18 protein-coding genes are annotated in these 20,253 nt (G+C 52.5%); 5 read left to right on the top strand and 13 right to left on the bottom strand.

The features are described 5' to 3' along the window. Positions 1–25 precede the first annotated feature (25 nt). Both ystJ and ACE99V_RS02070 read right to left on the bottom strand, forming a co-directional pair. Entirely contained in the window at positions 26–1,270 is a 1,245-nt protein-coding gene (ystJ, locus tag ACE99V_RS02075; RefSeq protein ID WP_400489480.1) for an NADP-dependent malic enzyme, read from the bottom strand. Positions 1,271–1,412: 142 nt separating this feature from the next. After that, a complete protein-coding gene (locus tag ACE99V_RS02070) occupies positions 1,413–4,844 on the bottom strand; it encodes a DNA polymerase III subunit alpha (protein WP_400489479.1) in 3,432 nt (1,143 codons plus the stop codon). A gap of 441 nt (positions 4,845–5,285) precedes the next feature. Here ACE99V_RS02070 and ACE99V_RS02065 point away from each other — a divergent pair, with 441 nt between their 5' ends. Continuing rightward, complete coding sequence (locus ACE99V_RS02065) at positions 5,286–5,597, top strand: YtpI family protein (protein WP_400489478.1); 312 nt, start codon at positions 5,286–5,288, stop codon at positions 5,595–5,597. 125 nt (positions 5,598–5,722) lie between these two features. On the opposite strand, the gene ACE99V_RS02060 is transcribed toward ACE99V_RS02065, so the two are convergent. Further along, positions 5,723–6,343 carry a DUF2087 domain-containing protein gene (locus tag ACE99V_RS02060; protein WP_400489477.1) on the bottom strand — a complete coding sequence of 207 codons (621 nt, stop codon included), beginning with the start codon at positions 6,341–6,343 and terminating at the stop codon, positions 5,723–5,725. A 159-nt stretch (positions 6,344–6,502) separates the two neighbouring features. On the opposite strand from ACE99V_RS02060, the gene ACE99V_RS02055 reads away from it, so the two are divergent. Further along, a complete protein-coding gene (locus tag ACE99V_RS02055) occupies positions 6,503–6,673 on the top strand; it encodes a hypothetical protein (protein ID WP_400489476.1) in 171 nt (56 codons plus the stop codon). Between the two features lie 41 nt (positions 6,674–6,714). On the opposite strand, the gene ACE99V_RS02050 is transcribed toward ACE99V_RS02055, so the two are convergent. The 10 genes from ACE99V_RS02050 to ACE99V_RS02005 form a co-directional block, all read right to left on the bottom strand. Further along, positions 6,715–7,884, bottom strand: a complete 1,170-nt coding sequence (locus tag ACE99V_RS02050; protein WP_400489475.1) for a benzoate/H(+) symporter BenE family transporter — start codon at positions 7,882–7,884, stop codon at positions 6,715–6,717. Next, entirely contained in the window at positions 7,885–9,162 is a 1,278-nt protein-coding gene (locus tag ACE99V_RS02045) for a TRAP transporter large permease (protein WP_400489474.1), read from the bottom strand. Beyond that, on the bottom strand, positions 9,159–9,626 hold the full coding sequence (locus tag ACE99V_RS02040; RefSeq protein ID WP_400489473.1) for a TRAP transporter small permease: 468 nt from the start codon (positions 9,624–9,626) through the stop codon (positions 9,159–9,161). The genes ACE99V_RS02045 and ACE99V_RS02040 overlap by 4 nt, the downstream gene beginning before the upstream one ends. Positions 9,627–9,811: 185 nt before the next feature. Then, positions 9,812–10,831, bottom strand: a complete 1,020-nt coding sequence (locus ACE99V_RS02035) for a TRAP transporter substrate-binding protein (RefSeq protein WP_400489472.1) — start codon at positions 10,829–10,831, stop codon at positions 9,812–9,814. Between the two features lie 49 nt (positions 10,832–10,880). Then, positions 10,881–11,663: a carbon-nitrogen family hydrolase gene (locus ACE99V_RS02030; RefSeq protein ID WP_400489471.1), complete on the bottom strand. Its 783-nt coding sequence runs from the start codon at positions 11,661–11,663 to the stop codon at positions 10,881–10,883. Between the two features lie 8 nt (positions 11,664–11,671). Then, positions 11,672–12,352 carry a DUF2848 family protein gene (locus ACE99V_RS02025; protein ID WP_400489470.1) on the bottom strand — a complete coding sequence of 227 codons (681 nt, stop codon included), beginning with the start codon at positions 12,350–12,352 and terminating at the stop codon, positions 11,672–11,674. Between the two features lie 16 nt (positions 12,353–12,368). Further along, on the bottom strand, positions 12,369–13,022 hold the full coding sequence (locus ACE99V_RS02020) for a GntR family transcriptional regulator (RefSeq protein ID WP_400489469.1): 654 nt from the start codon (positions 13,020–13,022) through the stop codon (positions 12,369–12,371). A gap of 221 nt (positions 13,023–13,243) precedes the next feature. Further along, the gene (locus ACE99V_RS02015) at positions 13,244–14,554 is read right to left on the bottom strand and encodes a DRTGG domain-containing protein (protein WP_400489468.1); all 1,311 of its coding nucleotides are present in this window, start codon (positions 14,552–14,554) and stop codon (positions 13,244–13,246) included. 40 nt (positions 14,555–14,594) lie between these two features. After that, complete coding sequence (locus ACE99V_RS02010; RefSeq protein WP_400489467.1) at positions 14,595–14,876, bottom strand: hypothetical protein; 282 nt, start codon at positions 14,874–14,876, stop codon at positions 14,595–14,597. Between the two features lie 168 nt (positions 14,877–15,044). Further along, the gene (locus ACE99V_RS02005) at positions 15,045–16,208 is read right to left on the bottom strand and encodes a DUF445 domain-containing protein (RefSeq protein ID WP_400489466.1); all 1,164 of its coding nucleotides are present in this window, start codon (positions 16,206–16,208) and stop codon (positions 15,045–15,047) included. A 90-nt stretch (positions 16,209–16,298) separates the two neighbouring features. On the opposite strand from ACE99V_RS02005, the gene ACE99V_RS02000 reads away from it, so the two are divergent. From ACE99V_RS02000 to ACE99V_RS01990, 3 genes are read left to right on the top strand one after another with little or no spacing between them, the layout of a single operon-like run. Then, positions 16,299–17,750: a YheC/YheD family endospore coat-associated protein gene (locus ACE99V_RS02000; RefSeq protein WP_400489465.1), complete on the top strand. Its 1,452-nt coding sequence runs from the start codon at positions 16,299–16,301 to the stop codon at positions 17,748–17,750. A gap of 6 nt (positions 17,751–17,756) precedes the next feature. Then, on the top strand, positions 17,757–18,848 hold the full coding sequence (locus ACE99V_RS01995) for a YheC/YheD family endospore coat-associated protein (RefSeq protein WP_400489464.1): 1,092 nt from the start codon (positions 17,757–17,759) through the stop codon (positions 18,846–18,848). A gap of 2 nt (positions 18,849–18,850) precedes the next feature. Then, positions 18,851–20,230 carry a YheC/YheD family endospore coat-associated protein gene (locus ACE99V_RS01990; protein ID WP_400489463.1) on the top strand — a complete coding sequence of 460 codons (1,380 nt, stop codon included), beginning with the start codon at positions 18,851–18,853 and terminating at the stop codon, positions 20,228–20,230. Positions 20,231–20,253 lie beyond the last annotated feature (23 nt).

Genomic DNA, 20,253 nt, shown 5'->3' with positions numbered 1-20,253 from the left:
TTACATTCGGTGCACCTGTGTTTCCTTACACTTGCTGATAGGTGATCGAAGAGAGCTTCATCGTTTTTTCCTTGACGGCTTCAGGGTCCACGGTGATGCGTGCTACGCCGCTCTCCATGGCCGCCTTGGCCACTGCTGCCGCTACATGCGGAGCGACGCGCGGATCAAACGGTGCCGGAATTACCTTGTCACTAGAGAGCTCCTCTGGACTGACCAGATCGGCAATGGCGTAAACGGCCGCCAGCTTCATCGCTTCGTTGATGGTGGTCGCACGTGTGTCAAGCGCACCGCGGAAGATGCCCGGGAAGGCAAGCACGTTGTTCACCTGGTTCGGGAAATCGGAACGGCCTGTTCCCACTACCGCTGCTCCGGCGCTTTTTGCCTCTTCCGGCATGATTTCCGGAATCGGGTTGGCCATGGCAAAAATGATCGGATCGCGGTTCATCGACTTTACCATTTCCACGGTGACTGCCCCCGCTACGGAGACGCCGACAAACACGTCCGCCCCCTTCATCGCGTCGGCCAAATCGCCTTGCAGTTTGGTGCGGTTGGTGATTTTGGCCACCTCTTCCTTCACTGGGTTCATGCCGTAAGGACGGCCTTCGTAGACAATGCCTTTGGTGTCGCACATGATCACATCTTTGACACCCATGCCGACCAGCAGCTTGATAATGGCGATTCCCGCCGCACCGGCGCCGTTTGCGACCACGCGAATCTCATCGAGTTTCTTGTTCACCACGCGCAGCGCGTTGATCAGCCCGGCAGCCGTCACGATCGCGGTTCCGTGCTGGTCGTCGTGAAAAATCGGGATGTTGGCCTCGCGCTTCAGACGCTCCTCCACTTCAAAGCAAGCGGGTGCAGCAATATCTTCGAGATTGACGCCGCCAAAGGTCGGCTCCAGCAGTTTCACCGTTTCTACAATTTTATCCACATCTGTGGTATCCAGGCAGATGGGGAAAGCGTCCACACCCGCGAATGCTTTAAACAGCAGCGCCTTGCCCTCCATGACCGGCATGGCCGCTTCCGGTCCGATATTGCCCAATCCGAGAACGGCGGTACCGTCACTGACGACAGCGACCAGATTTCCTTTCATGGTGTAATCGTACACTTTGGACGGATCATCAAAAATCTCCTTGCACGGCTCAGCGACCCCCGGAGAGTAGGCCAGGCTCAAATCGTACGCGTTACGTACAGGGACTTTGGACACTGCTTCCAGTTTCCCTTGATGCTTTTTGTGAAGCTCGAGCGCTTCTTCTCTCAATTTGGACACCACAACCACTCCATTTCACTTTTCATCTATCTATCTCGAACAAATCCAGTGGTCTGACCACTTTTTTTAATCATGTTCTCATTATAACAAAACCGTTTGTCCTGTAAACCTGCTGAAAACAACGAAAAAAGGAGGACATTCCTCATCCTCCCCAATTTATCGGCATTTCTTTTTGAATTACGCTGTCACGTCCCACAATTGCTCGCGCTTGCTCCAAAAACGATGTGTCCACATCCACTCGAGTGGCGTCCGGCAAGCGAATCGATTGCTTTTTGCTCTCGTAATACAGCACCACAGAAATCGTTCCTCTTTTTTCGACAAACAATTGGTGGAGACGGTGCAATGTCGAATCCCGCTCTTGTTCGGGGGATATTTTGATAAACAGCACCGGTTCTGTCGATGGTTTCGGCAGCTGTCCTGCGTCCCAGAAGCGGGAGGCGAGCAGCTTGACTGTGTCTTCCTGGTAATCCACACGCCCTTCCATGACGACAAGCCGCTCCTTCTGCACCAGATCAGCGTACTTGGCAAACACCTGCGGGAACACGACGGCCTCTACCTGCGCCGTCTTGTCTTCCACGGTGACGAACGCCATCGGATCTCCCTTTTTCGTTTGGATGCGCCGTTCCTCCGTAATCATCCCGACGATCTTCACCACCTGGTCCTGGGGACACTCGACGAGCGAGGAGACGGAATGAACCTCTGGCCGGTTGAGAAGGTAAGCGTACTGGTCCAGCGGATGGCCGGACAGGTATACCCCCAGCAGCTCCCGCTCCTCCTTCAGCTGCTGGACCTGGCTAAACGGCGGAACGTCAGGGTATTCGCTGGGTGGTCGCATCGGCTCTCCCCCGTCGTCGGCCGCAAACAGGTTGAGCTGGTCGGCATCCCGGTCCTGGCGCCTGGATGTGGCTTTGCCCATCGCTTCATCCAGCAGCACCAGGAGCTGGGTGCGGTGTCCCGGCAGCGAGTCCAGCGCTCCGCACATGATCAGCGACTCCACCACCCTCCGGTTGACCAGCCGGCTGTCGACGCGGTCGCAGAAGTCAAAGAGATCCCTGTACGGACGTCGTGCCCGCTCCCGTACGATCGACTCGATCGCTCCGTATCCCACGTTTTTCACCGCGGCAAGGCCAAAGCGGATGGCGTTGCCCTGTACGGTAAAGAAGGCTTCGCTCTCGTTTACGTCCGGCGGCAGCACGGTGAGACGAAGGCGACGCGCCTCCTCGGTATACTCGGCGATGCGAGTCTGACTGCCGATCGAAAGCGACAGCAGCGCCGCCATAAAGGCGAGCGGGTAGTTCGCCTTCAGATAGGCCATCTGGTAGGCGATGATTGCATAAGCGACGGAATGGGCCTTGTTGAATCCGTAGTCGGCGAAGCGAACGATCAGGTCGTAGATTTCGTGCCCCAGCTTCTCTCCATACCCCTGCTTTACGCACCCGGCCACGAACTTCTCCCGCTGCTCGGCCAAGAGCTCCCGCTTTTTTTTGCCCACGGCACGCCGCAGGATATCCGCTTCTCCCAGACTGAAGCCGGCCAGTTTGGACGAGATCTGCATGATCTGCTCCTGGTAAATCATGAAACCGTGCGTTTCCTTCAGGATCGGCTCCAGATCCGGGTGGGCGTAGCTAACCTTGGTCTCGCCGTGCTTCGCCTGAATGTACTGCGGGATAATCTCCATCGGGCCCGGTCGATACAGGGCGAGCACCGCGATGATATCGTCAAGATTCGACGGCTTCAGCTCGCGCAGGACGCTGCGCATGCCGGCGGATTCCAGCTGAAAGATGCCGGTGGTCTCTCCTTTGCTCAGCATGCGGAACGTCTTTTCGTCATGGGACGGCAATCGATTCAGATCGAGGGCAATACCCTGCTGCTCCAAATGGCGCAGCGCCTCCTGAATAATGGTGAGGTTTCGCAGACCGAGAAAGTCCATCTTCAAGAGCCCCACTTCCTCCAGCACGTCCATCGGATACTGGGTGAGCGCAAGACCTTCACTGCCCGTCTGCAGCGGGACGTATTCCGTCAGCGGTTCGCGGGAGATCACGACCCCGGCCGCATGCGTGGAAGCGTGGCGCGGCAGCCCCTCAATGCCGATCGCCGCTTCAAGCAATTGTCCCGCCTGCTTGTTTTCCGAACATAGCCTGACCAGATCGGGATTCTGCTGCAGCGCCTTTTCAATGGTCATGCCGGGCGACTGCGGAATCATTCTGGCCACCCGATCCACCAGTCCGAGCGACATGCCGAGTGCCCGGCCTGCATCGCGAACGGCAGCCCGCGCCGCCATCGTTCCAAAGGTAATGATTTGGGCCACCCGATCCCGCCCATACTTGTCTGCCACATAGCGGATTACTTCGTCCCGCCGTTCCACGGAAAAGTCGATGTCGATGTCGGGCATGGTGACCCGCTCGGGATTGAGGAATCGCTCGAACAGCAGGTTGAATTTCAACGGATCGACGTTGGTGATCTTCAGGGCGTATGCGACCAGACTTCCCGCGGCGGAACCGCGCCCCGGTCCCGTGGGAATTCCGTGCTCATGGGCGTATCGCATGAAGTCCCAGACGATCAGGAAGTAATCGGCAAAGCCGGTGCGCGTGATGATGTCCAGTTCGTGCGCAAGCCGTTCCCTGACAATCGGAGTCAACTCCCCGTACCGCTCCCGGCATCCCTGCTCGCACAGCTCTCTGAGAAATGCCACGGTGTCTTGCCCATCGGGAAGCGGAAACATGGGCAGTATATGCTCGCCAAAAGCAAACACAAGCTCACACCTGTCGGCAATTCTCCCTGTGTTGTGGAGCGCTTCGGGGACATAAGCAAACAGGCTGGCCATTTCCTCTCCGCTTTTTAAATAGTACTGATCGGTTTCATAGCGGAACCGCTCTTCATCCCCGACGGTCTTTCCCTCCCCGATTGCCAATAGGATGTCGTGAATCTGATGATCCTCGCGATGAATGTAATGGACGTTGTTCGTCGCCGCCAGCGGAATGCCCGTCTCCTGGCTCAACCGAAGCAGGCGCTGGTTGAGACGCCGCTCGATTTCCAAACCGTGATCCTGAAGCTCCAGGTAGAAGTTTCCCGGCCCAAACGTCTGCTGATACCAGAGAGCGGCTTGTTTCGCCCTCTCGTAATCACCGTCCAGGAGAAGCTTCCCTACTTCTCCCTTGCGGCAGGCACTGAGGGCGATCAAACCTTCGCTGTGTTTCGCGAGGACCTCCTTGTTCAACCGCGGAAGAATAAACAAACCGTCTGTGTTGGCAATGGTGCACAGTTTCAACAAATTGCGGTACCCCTGTTGGTTGGCCGCCAGCAACACGAGATGGAAGGGAACCGGTGCGTTGCGGACCCGATCCTGCAGATTGCCCTCGATGACGTAGGCTTCCATCCCGATGATCGGCTTGATGCCCGCTTCCTTGCACGCCTTGTAAAAAGGGATCGCTCCGTACAGATTGGCGTGATCGGTCATCGCCAGGGCGGGCATACCCAGCTCTGCCGCCTTTTTCACCAGAGGCTCGATTCTTGCCGCACCGTCCAGCAAGCTGTATTCCGTATGTACGTGTAAATGGACAAAGGTCGTAGTCACCGTACCTTCCTCCTCTTTGGCTGTCCCGATAAAAGATGTACATTCTATTATAACGTATATCTCGAAGCCGATCCCCTCGGGGTTTACAAGCTTCCTGGATACGGATATAGTGAATGTAGATAACCGTTTTAGAATACGTTATAAAGACCGAAGCGTTGCAGCGCTCCGGTCCTGCACAATAGTCGTTCCCCATAGGGGGTCGGCTCAGTTGGGAGAAATGGACCGCGAGTTGTCAGCTCAAGGGCGGTCTATTTCTTTTTGCAATGGCATCACCCCCTTTCTACCGGGGATGTGCCGACCACCCTTGAGGAGCCGTATTCTAATGTACAAACAAATTATATCATAATTACGATATCGAACAAGTGTTCGTTACCCGATTTGACCTTCCTCACAATCTTTTGTAGGATGGTAGCAGGATTTGAGAGAGGATGAGTCATTCACATGTGGTTTGCCTTTTACATGACCGGCATGCTGGCGTCGATCACAGCCAGCGTCTATTACAGCATCACGGCCCGGCAGCGGGGGATGCATCCTCTGCAATCGCGTATGACATTGGGCAAAATGAACATGGCGATGGGCGTGCTTGTCACCCTGTTCGGCGCCAATCAATTTACGTTTGAACCGTTAACCAGCGTACGCATTGTCGTTGGAGCCATTCTCCTGTTGGTCGGACTGGTCAACCTCGTGCTGGGGACACGGAATTTCCTTCGCTATCGGGCAGAGTGGCAGGCCGCTGCCAAAGGGGAATCTTGAATTTTCCTTTATTCCCATTCGTTTGTGCTGGATAAAAAAGACTTTCTTGCGCTATAATCAAACGTGTGACATTCTATTGCTTCAGACAACCGGAGTGCGATGCCGACGGTTGTCCTTTTTCTTTTTCATTTGCACTCCTCCGGCTTGGCCCACAGCTCACGCGGATTTTGTTCGTAAATACCGTTTTCCCGATACATAAAGTGGTTCATGATAAACTCGCGGCGAATCGTCGCATAATCCTCATGAAACTTTTGAATGTACTCATTGATTTCCTGCTCCGTGTATTTCCGCCCCGCCTGAAGCCCCCGCATCAGATGCTCGAAGACGATCAGCTTTTTCTTCCGCTGTGCCGGAATTTGCTTCAGCCTGCCCTCTACCGTAAAGAAGTTCTTGATGACCTGGGCTTTTTCCGCTTCCATGCTCACGTCCATCTGCTCCTTTTCCATGCCGGATGCGGCACCCGGCTGTTTTTTGGCTTTCTCGATTACACCCCAAATCGCTTCGGAGCTGCGCTTTAGATTGGTCTCATGCAGGTAAAAGGTAATGGTGTTTTTCTCCCGGCGCTCATACACCAGCCCGGCTTCCCGCAGCTTTACCATGTGATGCGTAATGGTGGGCGGTGTCACACCCAGCTTTCCAGCCAGCGCCTGACCGTGCAGCGGACCGTTTGCCAGCAACGCCAATATGCGGATGCGGGTCGGATCGCCCAAGGCTTTGTAAAACGTGACCAGCTTGTCTAGCTGCATCTGAATCACCCTCCAAAAAATTCGATAATCATTTAATTAGATATGAATTAAAACAGATAGTAAATCAATGGGTTCCGAATGTCAATGATGGCAGTGCAACTTTTTATCGAAATATTCATACAATATAGGTAACGCAATCCGGAAAAGGGGGGAAGCTTCATGCTGTACATCCTCGGAGGAATTGTGCTTGCGATCGTCGCCGCTGGTTGGGCATTAACCGGTTCCGTCACCCTGCGAAAGCGGGACGAACATTCCGTGAAGCATTACCAGGAAGATGCTCACTTTTACCAGTCCTTTCAAAACTGGCACAACAATGGCGGTCCGTTTTAATACGACAGGCCCGGAGTAAAAAGCCCCGGGCTGTTTGACTGTCATCTGGCTCGTTCAGGACGATCCGGTTTTTTCTCCAGCAAGAGCATCAGAAGGATCCCCAGGAGCATGGACCATAAGGGGGCGCTGATTCCGAGAATCGTTACACCGGACAGTGCGACGGCAAAGGCGGCGAAAGTGGAAAATTGGTGTTTTTCTGTTCCGAATGAGATGGTGAGAGATTGCATCAGGATCGGAAGAAGGGCGATCCCTGTAAACAAGTCGATCAAATAGCGAGGGACAGTGGTCATCACGGGGATAAAAAATCCGGAGAACAAGCCAAAAAGCAGCATGATTCCGCCCGTGATGATTGCCGCCTGATACCGATCCTCCAGCCGTCCCACCTCAGGATCGGCGCACACCGTGGTCATGATTCCGGCTGTATTGGCGCTGTGCCCTCCAAACAAGCTTGACAGAATCGTCCCCACCCCGGAAGTCGTAACCATCTTGTTGACAGGCGGTTCATACCCGCCCAGCTTTAAGCCGCTGATTCCCTGAACGCCTTCCGTCCCCAGGATCAACACGACCATCGGGATGGAGAGCGATAAGATACCGGCAAATGAAAATTCAGGAAATATCGGAGTTGGAATCCACAGGCTTCCCGCTTGCAGTCCTTGCAAATCGCCTTGCATCCAGGCTGCAATCCCCCCGAAGAGAATTCCACCCAGCGGAGCGGGAATATTGCGCAGGAAAACATGGAACAGCAAAAACCCTGCCAGACAAGACAACCCGACAACCACATGCTGCTGTGTCAAATTGACAATGCCAACCGAGAATTTCATCATCGTTCCCGCAAACATCGCCATCACAATTTCAATGGGAACGTAGTCAATCACTTTGGTAAAGGCACCCGTCACTCCCAGGATCAGCATCAGCAATCCGGCTGCCAGATAGCTTCCGGCCGCTTGTTCCCATGTAAAAGGAGAAAGAGCCGTCCCCAATAGGACGGCAGCTGGAACGGATTGAGAACCGCAGATGGGCAGTCTGGTTTTCCAGGACAGGAGAATCCCGATCAAGCCGGCAAATACGTAACAACCAAATGTCCAGGAGATCACCTGGTCGATCGTTAACCCTTTATTCATGGATGCCCCGATGATCAGCAACACCGGATTCAATCCAATAATGGCTGCCAGGATCCCGTAGGAAACGATGGTGATGAACCTCGTCCCCATCTATTTGCCACCAAGCAGCTGCGGCAGGAATAAGCTTACATCGGGCCAATAGGTAACCAGAGCCAGGATCAGGAGCAGTGCCAGCAGTTGCGGCATCAAGGGCTTGACCATTTCTGCCAGGTTGATTTTGGCGATGGACGAAGTGACGAATAAACATACGCCAAGCGGCGGAGTAATCATGCCGATGGTTAAATTGACGGCGAGTATGATCCCAAAATGGACCGGGTCCACTCCCGCTGCTGTGACAACAGGGAGGAACAGCGGGGTAAAGATCGTCAAGGCACTGATGGTGTCAATAAAGGTACCCGCAATTAATAGAATGATATTGATCACAAGCAGGAGAACCCACGTTTCACTAGAAATCGAGGACACCAGGCTGCCCAGCTTTTCCGGAATGCTGTGGTAAGACAGCAGCCAGGTAAATAACGTGGCATTTGCAATGACAAACAGGATCGTTGCCGAACTGACGGCTGAATCCAGCAAAACCTTCGGGAGTTTTTTCAAATCCAGCTCTTTGTAGACGACCGCTCCGATAATCAAAGCGTAGGCCACGGCAATTACCCCTGATTCTGTAGCGGTAAACACTCCCGTACGAAATCCGCCGATAATGATGATCGGCAGCAAGAGAGCCAGGAAGGCATCTTTCAGACCGACCAGGATTTCCTTGCCGGACGCCATTTTCTCTCGACCTTTAATATTGTGTTTCTTGCCGTAATAGTAAGCGTAAATCATTAACGCTCCGGACATGAGAATGCCTGGTGCGACACCGGCCAAAAACAGGTCCCCGATGGATACGCTGGCCATTACCCCATACAGAATCAACGGAATCGAAGGAGGGATAATCGGTCCCACCGTGGAGGCGGAAGCCACAAGCGTGGAAGCAAAACGCCTGTCGTAACCTTGAGCGACCATCGCCGGAATGAGAATTCCCCCGATCGCTGCGGCATCGGCAATCGCTGACCCTGAAATGGCAGAGAAAAAGGTACATGCCAAGATCGCTACCATACCCAGACCTGCCGGCAAATGACCGACCAGCAAGGCGGCAAAGTTAACGAGGCGTTTGGAAATCCCCCCGACCGTCATGATTTCTCCGGCAAGTACAAATAAAGGAATGGCAACCAGGGAGAACGAATCGATCCCGGAAAAGGACTTTTGCGCAATGACGATTAAGTCCGTTCCACTCATGATCAACCCGATCAGAGAGGTGATCCCGATTCCAAAGGCGATGGGGATGCGCAGCAAAAAGAGAACAAATAATAGTCCAACCAAAGCAATCATTTGTTATCCACCCCCTGGTTTCGAAGCTCTGAAATCATGTTCTTCACCAAGTAGAAGACCATCAAGATACCGGAGAATGGCAGGATCAAATAGATATAATAGAAGGAAATTTCCATGGTCGGCGTCGTTTGCATTTTTGAATTGATCGAGTGCTGCCAACCGTAATAGGAGAAGATCGCAATGAATACCACGCTTAAGAAGTATCCAATTGAAAGAATAATCTTTCTGAGAGCAGCGGGAGCATTCCCTAAAATATCCACACTTAAATGAAGGTTGTGTTTCGCTCCCAGGGCTGCACCGAGAAAGACCATGTATGCAAAGGCAATTCGGGTCACTTCTTCGGTCCAAGGGGCAGGAACTTTGAATACGAACCGTAAGAGTACCTGTGCAAAGGTTGATAGAACGACAACGGCTAGTGAGGCTCCTGTTAAAATTTCCAGCCAATGCTTCCGTACATTTTTCAATTGTGACACCTCCGTATTAAAAAAAGCTTCGATTGAAGCCCTCTCGAAGAAGCTGGTTCTTCGTTAGAGGAAACTTTTTATGCGTTCCGGAAAGTTTATTTCAGGGCGCTTTCACACGGTGAAGCCCTTAAACTTTCCTACACGATAAAAAGAAGGACTGCACCATGCAGTCCTTATTCACTTCTTTACTTCGCAGACTTGATCTGTTCGATGAGTTCTGCCGGAACCTTATCCGCAACCGCTTTGGAAACATCCTTCGTCACTTCCGCGAAAGCGCTGCGATCCGGTTCAGTAATATTGACGCCGTTCTTCTTCAATTCTTCGATGGATTGCGCTTCTTTTTCAGCCAACACTTTACGCTGTTCCTGCGCCGCTTTCAGTACGGCTTCTTCTACCCATTTCTTTTGTTCATCGGAGAGGGAATCATACATTTTGCTGCTCATGATTACCGCGCCAGGAGAATAGGTGTGCTTGGTCAAGGCGACTTGCTTTTGAACTTCATAGAATTTCATGGACATGATGGTTGCAATCGGATTTTCCTGGCCATCTACCACTCCTTGTTCAAGAGCGCTGTAAAGCTCATTGAAAGGAACCGGAGTTGGGTTGGCACCGAGAGATTTCATGAATTCTTGCCATACGGGAGCAGGCTGCACACGCATTTTCAAGCCTGCCATATCTTGCGGGGTATTGATCGCCTTTTCTTTCGTAGTCATATTTCGAAAGCCGATTTCCCAGAATCCTAACCCTTTCATTCCTTTTTCATCAGCCTTCTTGAGCAATCCTTTCCCGATTTCGCCATCCAGTACTTTATAAACGTGCTCTTCATTTTCGAACAAGAAAGGAATACCGAATACATTCATCTCAGGGACGACATTCGCCATGGAACTGTCAGCAGACAATACGGACATATCGATCGTGCCATTCATGACGCCTTCGACGGCATCCTTTTCGCTTCCTAATTTCGCGTTGGGGAAAATTTCAACTTTCAACGTGTTGTTACTCTTCGCTTCCAGTTCTTTTTTGAAAATCTCGGAAGCAATATGATATTGATGCGTCTCTGATCCTGTGTGCGCCAACTTGATCGTTTTCGGCTCGGATGCCGGATTTTGCCCGCCAGCCTTTTCATTACTGCTGGAGCATCCCACAAGAGTGCCTGCGAGCAGGAGTGTGCTCATCATGCCCATAACCATTTTTTTCTTCAACATAAGAAAGACCTCCACTTCATCTTTTTTGAATTTTATCTAAAGAAGAAATTTAATATAAATCCAATCGCTGGTCTTCAAACACCGGAATCTTCCTGCGGATTTCATCAACCTTATTCAAATCCATTTCCACATGGTAGACTCGCTCTTCTGAATCACCGGAAAGAAGGACTTCCCCCCATGGATCGATGACCATCGAGCTTCCCGGGAATGGCGTGTTTCTGCTTTCTCCACAGCGGTTGACAGCGATTACATAGGACTGGTTCTCGATGGCTCGTGCCTGCAGAAGCGTTCTCCAGTGATCGACCCGGGGAGTAGGCCATTGGGCCGTATTGATTAAGACCTTGGCTCCTTCTCGCACCAGTTTTCTGGATAGCTGCGGGAATCTCAAATCATAGCAGATCATCGTTCCAAACGTTGTCCCCTGATAAGAGAACAATCCGAACGAATTTCCCGCTTTCAGATATTGATCTTCATCCATTAAGCGGAAGAGGTGCATTTTATCGTAGCGAAGAATCTCTTTTCCCTCTTCATTGAAGACCAACATGGTGTTGGTAATATCCCCCGTGGCGGAATCTCGATAGAGAACGCTTCCACCGACGATCATAACCTGGTGTTTTTCAGCAAAGCTGGAAAATAGCTTTCTGGCTCTCACACCATCCACATCAGCGATTTCGCCTGCTTTTTCCAATGCGTAGCCCGTATTCCACATTTCCGGAAGAATGATCATATCCGGCTTGTTGATTACGGCTTGTTCCATGAGGGACTCGGCATGCTCGAAATTCGTATCCGGCTCGCCAATTTTGATGTCCATTTGCAGCAAAGCCACTTTCATCTTCATGCTCACTCCTTTACACGAACGGAATATTCGCACGTAATGGATCTCTTCAACACCGGGTCCTCCAGTTCAAGCTCAAACTTCTCTCCATAAACAAATCCCTCCAGCGTAGGAACGGTTCCAGAGAAGATCACGGTCTTGGAAAGCTGGTCATACCCAAATTCCGCGAGTTTGTCAAGAAGTTGGGAAACGGGCAGCAAAGCCGTCAAATTATGTTCCTGATACAGCCTTCTTCCTTTGAAATCGCTTACCCAAGAACGCAAAATCAATTCATCCCAATGATCTTCCAAATCTTTCAAGCGCCAAAAGGTTGTGGCCAGCGGCTTCGGACAGGCCTCTTTGGATTTCTGGATATCCTGCGTTTCCAACAGACGATCCGTGTGATCGCTTCCAACGGTGACCAGCCATTCCTCTCCATCGTGATAGAGGACATATTCCGCTTCTCCGGACGTTTCCTTCCCTTGAACCGTGATGAAGTTCTCCGTCGTTAAACTGGATGTCTCCTGGGGATAGATGGTTGGGATGGTTGGAGGCGGCGCAACCCCGATCTCCTCCAATTCATGGATGTGTTCCAAGACTTTCTCCAGATTTCTTCCGCCATACCCTACAACCAGGACTTTTTCGACCTCTGCTGTCTTTTCTCTTTTTCCGTTGAGCTCTTCAATGATCAGGTGCATCTCTCTCATCCGGTATCCTCCTGCTCTATTGCAAACTTGTAATCACGGCATTTCTTGTGTGCTCGATATGTGCTAATACAGCTTGCTTGGCTTGTTCTAAATCACGGCGTTTCAACCCTTCCAAAATGGCAAGGTGTTCCTGCAAGGTTTGTTCCGTTCGGCCGGGAAGCAAGACAGCCCGGATCCCGATCCACCGCATTTGGTCGCTCAGCGTTTGCATAAGCTGTACAAGCCGGCGATTTCCGCTTAGTTCAGCCAAAGCGTGATGGAAATCCTTGTCAATCGAGATGAATTCCTTGTTGTTTTCCTTTTTGCTAGACTGCAATCCGTAGATTTGCTCCAATTTCTCGATTTGCTCATCCGTGATGATCGGGATGAGAAGTTCCATCGTCAAGGATTCGATAGCTTTACGCAGCTGAAGAACCTCTTCGGCATTCTGCAGGGATATGTTGCATACAAAAGTCCCTTTTCTGGGAACGGAGTAAACCCAGCCCTCCCTTTCCAACAGCTGAATGGCTTCTCGAACCGGGGTCCGACTAACCCCCAGGCTCTCGCTTAAATACCTTTCGTATAAGGGAGCTCCAGGAGGAATCGAATGATTGATGATGGCATTTTTAATTTCTTCATAAACTGTTTCTTTCAAAGATTGCCCTTGTTCAATTTTTGAAAAAAAAGCCATAATAAATCTCCTTGCTCTACTATCCACTGGTATGTGGTGTGTGGTATACCAGTTGTTTAGTTTAAATATAGTTAATTTATACTAATTCGTCAATAATAAATCGAAATATTTTAAATTAGACGTATTTCGATTTCATTTTCTCTATAATGAATTGCTGAATAATTCTGTCGCGTGGAGATGACAGAATGAACAAAGGCCGACTGTCGTCGGCCCTTCTTGTTTTATCTATCAATGATTTGCGCCGTCACCATCGCCTGTCCGACCAGCTGTTCGCCGTGATAGACGGATACCTCTACCTTTCCGAAACGGCGGCTGATGTCCAACAGACGCGGCTTTACCTCGATGCTGCTTTCCATCTGCACCGGCTTGAGAAAGTAAACGGTGATGTTCTCCGGAACCATGTCCCCCCGACGATGCAGCCGCAGAAGGTTGCATGCCGTCTCTACCATGACCGTGGTCATGATCCCGCTGGCGATCGTCCCGAGATGGTTGGTCATTTGGGGCGATACGTCCCCGTAATAGGTAAGTTCGTCAGAATGGCGGTCTTCGCGGAAATGGGACATGATCAGGTTGGGGAACGTCTCTCCCATTTGCGGCTGTTTTTGCGTGTACTGCAATGCTTTGAGTACGTCCTGCCGGCTTAACACGCCGACTAGTTTGCGGTGATTGTCCACAACAGGCAGGAGTTCGATGCCTTCCCACACCATCAGGTGGGCGGACGAGGCGACAGAGACCCGCGGCGAAGTGGTGATCGGGTTTTTCGTCATCACCTTGTCGATGGTGGCCGACTCGTCGTGACCGATGATGTCCTTGGAGGTTACGATGCCGACCAGTCGCATCTGATCATCGACGACGGGGAAGCGCGTGTCGTTATACACTTCGGTGTAGTGGTGCCACTTTTTTACCGTATCGGAGGTGAACAGAATCGGGGTCTCCGACAGCGGTTTGAGGATGTCCTCCACCATGACGATCTCTTTTTTGATCAGGCGATCGTAAATGGCCCGGTTGATCAGAGAGGCGACAGTAAACGTGTCATAGCTGGAGGAAATAATCGGCAGATCCAGCTCATCTGCGAGCTGCTTCACCTCTTCGCTCGTGTCAAAACCACCGGTGATCAGCACCGCCGCTCCCTGCTGCAGTGACAGTTTGTGCGCCTGATAGCGGTTCCCTACAATCAACAGGCTTCCCGCATCGACGTAGCGCATCATCGCCTCCAGCTGCATGGCGCCGATGACAAATTTGTTCAGGGTTTTATGCAGCCCCTCTTTGCCGCCGAGTACGTGTCCGTCCACGATGTTGACCACTTCCGCAAAAGTGAGCCGCTCGATATTTTCCTTCTGCTTTTTCTCGATGCGCACCGTTCCGACACGTTCAATGGTACTGACGTATCCTTGTGTCTCTGCCTCTTTGATCGCACGATAGGCAGTTCCCTCGCTCACATCCAAATCCTTGGCGATTTGGCGCACGGAAATCTTCGTGCCGATCGGAAGGCGGTCAATGTATTGCAAAATTTGTTCATGTTTGGTTGCCATCGTACTGCACACCTTCCCTATAGTCCTGTCCGCCCTCTGTTCATTGATTGTACAAAAAGCCCTGGTAGACCACTTCCGCCAGGACAAGAGAGCCTGGAATGTTCAGGTACCACACGTAGATCTTCCGGATTTGCGGAACGCTGATCCACTCGATCCCGCGCAGACGGTTAAGCGCTACCCGGACACTGAAGAAGATCCAGTAAACGGTCCAGTTGATCATTGGCAGGTAAAGAATGAGAAACCATAAAAAGCTGATCGATTCTTCTCCCGCGTAGAAACGAACCAGCACAGCGAGGAGGAAAACCAGTAAAAAGCGTTTCATCCGTTTCTTTCCCCTCCTTCGACCAATATACCCGAAGGATGGGCAAAAAAAAAGGGTAGCTTTTCGGCTACTCCAACAGAAGTATATAACATTAAGGGGGTTTTCATCGTGCCTTTATCTTATCCCGGAAATATTACAGGCAGATTACAACGAAATTACAGTTTCGTTTCATTTTGAAAACCACAGCGAAAGCAGTCCCTGCACGAGCCCGATCACCCCGCCGAGAACAAAACCAAGCACCGTAATCATCCGAAACTCGCGGCCGGAGATGCCGACGATCATCTCTTCGATTCGCTCAATCGGGAAGCTTTCCACCTGGCGTGCAACGATCTCCTTAATGGACAGGTTACGGAAAACGCGCTCCACGTTTTGCTTAAGCGTGTGTACCGCCCATTCCGCGAGGCGTGGAATCAGGTCGTACTCGATCGTCTGACGAAAACCGCCCAACAGACGGGCAAGCGGCATGTCCACTACAGCCAAGGTTTGTTCCTCCAGCTTGTCAAACAGAACCATGGACCACTCCTCCAGCTGCCCTTCGCCGATCCACGCCATGACCTCCTTCACCTGCTTGTCGAGCAGCCTGTCCGCTTCCTGTTGCAAAACATGTTGCAATTTGCTCGAAAGCTCCTGATTTTGCAGCAGTTCGTCCACATAGGGGAGCAGTTTGCCGATCACCTTGTCGTCGGACAAAAACATTCCCACAAGCCCGCTGAACATGCCGCCTCCGCCCCCCAACAAGCCGCGCAGCATGCTTTGAATCGTCTGCTGCCCCTCTGCGGAATGAAGGTACTGCCGGAGCCGGTCGACCAACTGACGACTAAACGCAGCCAGCATTGCCTCCAGCTTGTCCAATCCGGCAGCCGGGATGACCTCCCGCAGCCGCTTCTCTTCATACTGGCTGATCAGGCGTCCTGCGAATGACCGCCAACGCCGCTTCATCGGCTCCCGTACCGCATCGCTCCACGTGCCGTCATCCGCAAACAGCTGCGGTGCCATCTGCGACAGGAGGTGACGAAGCGTACGTTCGTCGCTCATCCATTCCTGGGCGTATCCGGTCAGCCAGCGTCGCAGTGTATGCTCCAGATCCCCCTGGGCCAGCGCCCGTTTTATCCCCTCTGTCGTGAGCAGATGCTCTTCCACCAGCCGTCCCATTTGCCCGGCGATTTCATCCCGTCTGCGCGGGATCAGCCCCGGGGTAAACGGCACGCGAATACCGCCAATACGCCATGGTTGATAAGGGCGGAACAGCATGCGGATGGCCAATTCGTTGGTCACACCCCCGATGACAGAGCCTATTGACATGTTTAACAATACCAGTAACCACGGATTCATCTCTCAAACAACCCCTCTTTTGCCATGGAACCAAAGTAAATCCCTTCTCATAAAATAGACTAACTTTATGCCTGTGGGAAGGGGATCGCCATGTCTTACGTTCCAACCATTGTGCAAGCGGTCGAGCCGAACGAGGCGGAGATCGATCTGTATCTCTCCCAGCAGCATATGCGTAAGCTGAATCTCACACCGTGCACTCTCACCGTTCAATTTGGCAGCCAGACGGTCCAAGCAAGAGTGAGCGGAATGGAACGAACCGGGCCCGCCTTCATCCGCCCTTCCCTGGCCCGGGCGCTCTTTCTGCCGACGGGTTATCCCCTGCTGGTACGTTATCAAGCGAACCAGCAGTGTCTTGTTTTTGGCCCGTATCTGGGCATTTTGGTCTCGTCCTACAACGCTCAGTTCCCCTCCAGCCCTTTTGGCCTGCTCACGGCGTTTTACAACGAGGTGGCCGATACCTATCGACAGCGCGGCGGAATCGTTTGTGCCTTTCGCCTAAAGGATGTCAATTGGGAAACGCGTACCCTGCGCGGCCTGGTCAGGAGGAATGGCGCATGGAGACTTGTTACTTTGCCGCTGCCTCAGTGCATCTACAACCGTCTCACCTCCAGACAGACGGAAAAGAGCGATAACGTAGGTGCATGGATCCAGCGGTGCAAGGACCTTCAGATCCCGTTTTTTAACGAACGTTTCCTAAACAAGTGGCACGTGCACACGGCTTTGGCAAAAGAAGCCCAGGCAGCATCCTATTTGCCCAAAACCGTACGCTATCTCGGCCTTCATGAATTGCAATCGATGCTTTCCGAGTTTCGAACCCTTTACGTGAAGCCGACAAACGGCAGCATGGGACGGGGAATTTACCGGATTCGCCGCTCGGCGGAAGGCTATCTGGTAACCAATGCCGGCGCCGGCACCAGGCTGTTTGGCAGCTTGGGCAGCCTGCACCAGTTCCTGAACAAGCGGACCAAAAGCACCTCCTATCTGCTGCAGCAGGCTTTGCCTTTGATCGGCATCTCGCAACGGCCTGCCGATTTCCGCGTGCTCGTGCAAAAAAACCGCCAGGGCGAATGGGCCGTCACCTCCATGGTCGCCCGCGTCGGGCAAAACCGGATTGTCTCCAACATCGCCCGCGGAGGATCGATGATGAGCCCGGTGCAGGCGTTAAACGTGTGCGGTCCGTGGATGAGCAGCATTCGCCCCAGTGCCCAAACACTGCGAAGCGTCGCCCTGAAGTTATCCCACCTGTTGGAACAGTCGCTGGCCGGCCAATACGCTGAATTGGGCATCGATCTGGGCGTCGACGTACAAGGACGCATCTGGCTTCTGGAGGTAAACAGCAAGCCTTCCAAACAGGTCAACACCGTCCCGGGGGCTGCCGGAACGGAGTCGCCACTGAAACGCATCCGCCCATCCGTTCTCCGCCTGCATGACTATGCGACCCATGTAAGCGGGTATCCCTATACACCCAAACCGAAGCACAGCAGGATCATTGGCAAAAACAAGAGAAAAGGCAAGCCAGCCAAGAAAAAAAGCCGCAGGTGACTTTGTATGACAGCAAAAAACAGAAGCCTCGGCATCATCACCCGGTGCCACGGCTCCCATTTCATGGAAAAAGGGTACTATAAAAAGCTGACGCAGTTCGGCCGCAGAGCCGGCATCCGCGTCTTCGTCTTTTCACCCCGGGACGTAGACTTCGAGACCCGCACCGTAATCGGATTCGAGTACCGGAACGGGGCCTGGCGCAGGGGAACCTTCCCGCTTCCGTCCTACATCTACGACCGCTGTTTTATCAGTGCGTCCTACCGCCACTATAAACCATATATTGAGCAGTTGCAAAATGACCCTGGAATCACGTTTTTGGGGCATGGATTGTCAGGAAAATGGCAGGTGCACCAAATCCTCTCCAAATCTCCAGTTCTGGCCAGATGGCTGCCGGACACACAGATTCTCTCCTACAGAAATCTGCATGCCACCATCAAAAAAACCGGCGCTGCCATCATCAAGCCGATGGCGGGAACCCACGGGGTCAACGTGGTGCGCATCGTAAAGGCGGGCAACAAGTACGTCATCACGGGCAGAAACAGGGAGAACAAGCCGTTTCAGCGCGAACTAAAGACGACGGAAGGCCTGCACAGATTCATCGCCCATTTTACGGCCGGACGCAAGTTTCTCGTACAGCCCTATCTCTCCCTGCACACGCCAGACGGGGTTCCTTATGACGTGCGCATCCTTGTGCAGAAAAACGGTCACGGGGAGTGGCAGACGACGGGAATGGCCGTACGCGTCGGAGACAAAAAAAGCATCACCTCCAATTTGCACGGCGGCGGCAAGGCCGTTCCGCTCTCCACCTTTTTGTCGAGCCAATTCCGACCGGAAGTAAATGCGCAAATTGAGGAACAGCTCCAACAACTGGTTTTGGAGCTTCCCCCCTTTCTTGAAGAATACCACGGCCGACTTGTTGAGTTGGGCATCGACGTCGGCATCGATACGGCGGGCAACGTCTGGATCATTGAAGTGAATAGTCGCCCGGGCCGTGCTGTTTTCGCCCAAATCAACGACCCGAAAGCACGCCTGAATGCTGTTTCACAGCCGTTGCGTTATGCCCACTATCTCATGAATGAGCGTGTAGGAGGTTACTAAGCATGGAATCGATCAGAGTGCGACTCCGCTTCCTTTCTTATCCCCATGTCGCCGGAATTGTCTTGCCGCTCTATCTCTGTAATAAACTGCAGCTCCGTTCCCGTCAGAAAATCACCCTCACCCTGGGAAAAAGAGAAGTCGTTGCCACTGTCTATCAAGACAGACGAAATCCTGACAGCAACGTCGTGAAGATTACCAGTCTGCTCAAGTCTCAACTGAGTATTCCCCACGGCGGTCTGATTCAGCTAAAACGCGAAGGGGAGACTCTTCGCATAGGCCCATCCATCGGTATCGTTACCACCGGTTTGCGAAACAATTACAGACAGCCCATCGGCGGGCGTACATCCTTTTTCCATAACCTGCTGCAGGCCCAGGAAGGAAAAGGCGTGTTCTACTTCATCTTCGCCCCCGGCGACGTCGACTGGAGCGAAAAACGGGTGGAAGCCTGGTTTCTTCGCCCCACGAAACACGGCAGCTACGTGTGGCGAAAGATGGTGACCGCCCTGCCTGACGTCATCTACGACCGCATTCCATCCCGCTCGGCGGAAAAGCATGACACCGTGCAGGAATTCAAACACAGGCTGGCCAACTACTCCAATCTGCCTATGTTTAATCAGGGCTTTTTCAACAAATGGGGTGTCCATCAGCTTCTTTACCCCAATCCCGAAGTAAACGAGCACATCCCCGAAACCTATACGTCACCCTCTCTGAAGACCGTTCGCAATCTGCTGCGCAAGTACCGCATCGTATATTTGAAGCCGAAAAACGGCAGCCTGGGTTACGGCATCGTAAAAATCGTGCACGCGCCGGGCAAGGGGTTCGATGTCTCCTACCATAATGGCAGCGGAAACGTAAAGCGTCACTTTCAAAAGCTGGATTCGCTTTACTACCATATCTTCCGCGGGCGCAGGGTAAGCAATTACCTGGCCCAGCAGGGGATTGATCTGACAACGTACCATAATCGGCCGTTTGACTTTCGGGTCCATTTGCACAAAAACCAGCAAAACGAGTGGGTCGTTTCCTGCATGGCGGCAAAAGTGGCCGGCACTGGCAGCGTTACCACTCATGTACGCACGGGTGGAACGGTCATCCCCGGGGACGAACTTCTCGCCCACCTGTTTGGCAAACAAAAAATCGTCATGAAAGAACGGATCGGTCAAGCCGCCATTCGTTTGGCGACTGCGATTGAACAGGCAAAAGGTATCGATCTGGGAGAACTGGGGCTGGATATGGGAATCGACACGCATGGTCACGTGTGGATGTTTGAGGCCAACTCCAAGCCAGGCCGCTCCATTTTCAAACACGCTCGCTTAAAGCAGGCAGATTATGAGTCCCGTGGGCTGATTGTCGATTACAGCTGCTACCTGGCGAACTTCGCATAACCGTTTTACTAAGGAAGGAGGAA

Origin of the sequence: Brevibacillus soli (assembly GCF_044759095.2) — a bacterium.
Classification (GTDB): Bacteria; Bacillota; Bacilli; order Brevibacillales; family Brevibacillaceae; genus JBIYSM02.
This window is presented reverse-complemented; position numbering and strand designations above follow the sequence as displayed.

Bases quoted from the DNA above. Each gene is read 5' to 3' on its own strand.
- ACE99V_RS02005 (WP_400489466.1), bottom strand. From the start codon at position 16,208: ATGAATCCGTGGTTACTGGTATTGTTAAACATGTCAATAGGCTCTGTC.
- ACE99V_RS02035 (WP_400489472.1), bottom strand. From the start codon at position 10,831: ATGTTGAAGAAAAAAATGGTTATGGGCATGATGAGCACACTCCTGCTC.
- ACE99V_RS02030 (WP_400489471.1), bottom strand. From the start codon at position 11,663: ATGAAAGTGGCTTTGCTGCAAATGGACATCAAAATTGGCGAGCCGGAT.
- ACE99V_RS02025 (WP_400489470.1), bottom strand. From the start codon at position 12,352: ATGAGAGAGATGCACCTGATCATTGAAGAGCTCAACGGAAAAAGAGAA.
- ACE99V_RS02015 (WP_400489468.1), bottom strand. From the start codon at position 14,554: ATGGCAACCAAACATGAACAAATTTTGCAATACATTGACCGCCTTCCG.
- ACE99V_RS02045 (WP_400489474.1), bottom strand. From the start codon at position 9,162: ATGATTGCTTTGGTTGGACTATTATTTGTTCTCTTTTTGCTGCGCATC.
- ACE99V_RS02010 (WP_400489467.1), bottom strand. From the start codon at position 14,876: ATGAAACGCTTTTTACTGGTTTTCCTCCTCGCTGTGCTGGTTCGTTTC.
- ACE99V_RS02060 (WP_400489477.1), bottom strand. From the start codon at position 6,343: ATGCAGCTAGACAAGCTGGTCACGTTTTACAAAGCCTTGGGCGATCCG.
- ACE99V_RS02000 (WP_400489465.1), top strand. From the start codon at position 16,299: ATGTCTTACGTTCCAACCATTGTGCAAGCGGTCGAGCCGAACGAGGCG.
- ACE99V_RS02020 (WP_400489469.1), bottom strand. From the start codon at position 13,022: ATGGCTTTTTTTTCAAAAATTGAACAAGGGCAATCTTTGAAAGAAACA.
- ACE99V_RS02055 (WP_400489476.1), top strand. From the start codon at position 6,503: ATGCTGTACATCCTCGGAGGAATTGTGCTTGCGATCGTCGCCGCTGGT.
- ACE99V_RS02065 (WP_400489478.1), top strand. From the start codon at position 5,286: ATGTGGTTTGCCTTTTACATGACCGGCATGCTGGCGTCGATCACAGCC.
- ACE99V_RS01995 (WP_400489464.1), top strand. From the start codon at position 17,757: ATGACAGCAAAAAACAGAAGCCTCGGCATCATCACCCGGTGCCACGGC.
- ACE99V_RS02050 (WP_400489475.1), bottom strand. From the start codon at position 7,884: ATGGGGACGAGGTTCATCACCATCGTTTCCTACGGGATCCTGGCAGCC.
- ACE99V_RS01990 (WP_400489463.1), top strand. From the start codon at position 18,851: ATGGAATCGATCAGAGTGCGACTCCGCTTCCTTTCTTATCCCCATGTC.